The sequence below is a fragment of the Stutzerimonas stutzeri genome, assembly GCF_024448985.1.
Classification (GTDB): domain Bacteria; phylum Pseudomonadota; class Gammaproteobacteria; order Pseudomonadales; family Pseudomonadaceae; genus Stutzerimonas; species Stutzerimonas stutzeri_AP.
Window position 1 is genome coordinate 1 of the sequence record NZ_JAMOII010000046.1, and the last position, 1,240, is coordinate 1,240.

1 protein-coding gene is annotated in these 1,240 nt (G+C 60.2%); it reads left to right on the plus strand.

Annotation, left to right across the window (positions count from 1 at the left end):
• Positions 1–774: 774 nt before the first annotated feature.
• The coding region (locus tag NA647_RS19565; protein ID WP_256059164.1) for a replication initiation factor domain-containing protein at positions 775–1,240 on the plus strand (466 nt) is incomplete at its 3' end.

A 1,240-nucleotide genomic window follows, 5' to 3' on the forward strand; every position in this document is an offset into this window, starting at 1 on the left:
GTGACTGGCCAACAAGCGAAGCGCGTTAGTGTGTACTTGTTGACGAAGTGTCCACCTGTGGCCACACTTAAGCCCAAAGTGTCCACCGGAACCAGTTCATGCCAACGCTCAAACCTCGCGTACAAGTCACCCTCGAACCTCAGACGCATGCAGTGTTTGAGCGGCTCGCCGCCTTGCAGAACAGGTCCCGGGGGGCGGTCATAGCAGAGCTGCTTGATTCTGTTGCTCCGGCACTCACCAGGACGATCGCCCTCCTTGAGGCCGCTGCGGAGGCTCCCAACGACGTCAAAAAGGGGTTTCGGGCGGCTGTCGAAGCATCCCACCAGGAGCTGGTAGCACTCGGCGGAGATGCCTCCAAACAGCTCGATGTTTTCCTCGATCAGCTCGGCTCGGATGAGGGGGCCAACCCCCACTTAGTAACACGGGGGTCAGGTATCAGACCCCACACCTCTCCCCAGAGCCCTAAAAAGCCCAGAAAGCCGTCTAAACCGCGGGGTCCAGCCAATGGCTAGATGGGACTGGTATCAATCCACTGTCCTCGTCCAGGATCCTCAAGATTCGGGCCTGGTTTCGGCTCTCCTGGAAGCGTGGCCACTGTCCGATTGGGCACCTGCCAAGAACCTCAACGGCTACCTGTACGGCGGTCAGATCAGGAGGGGAGATAGAACCCTGTGTCACGTCTGTTGGGGTGGTCAAACCGGGGTCAACTGCAAGACCACTAGCGATGAATCTCCGGTCCTCGCTGCTGCTCTCCGGGCATTCGGCAAACAGCACATGCCTACCCGCCTCGATGCGTGTGTCGATTGGGAGGAGGAAGGGTTCTTCGATAGCGTGTCAGCCGCTCTGATCCAGTTCGCCCAGGACAACCGCCTTGCCATCAACCAGCAGGGTGATTGGGTCCGTGGTGAGGCTCGCACGCTCTACCTCGGTTCGAAGGACTCTCCCGTCCGTCTAGTGCTCTACGAGAAGGGTTACGAGCAGGGTGGCGACGCTCCAAAGGAATGGGTCCGCATGGAAGTCAGGATCAGACCAAAGCGGGAACACAGGGCGGCTGTGTCCACCTGGGAGCCTCAAAATGCGTTTGAAGCTGCCTGGGTGCCGGCGGCTGTCCAGTTCCTGGGCTGGGAAGCACTCGTAAAGCGCGCTGTAGGGACCGTGTGGAAGCGCTCAGACGACGATAGGGCTCGGGCCGCGCTCCTCAGGCAGTACGGGGCGATCATCGCGTCATGGGCCTCTGAGG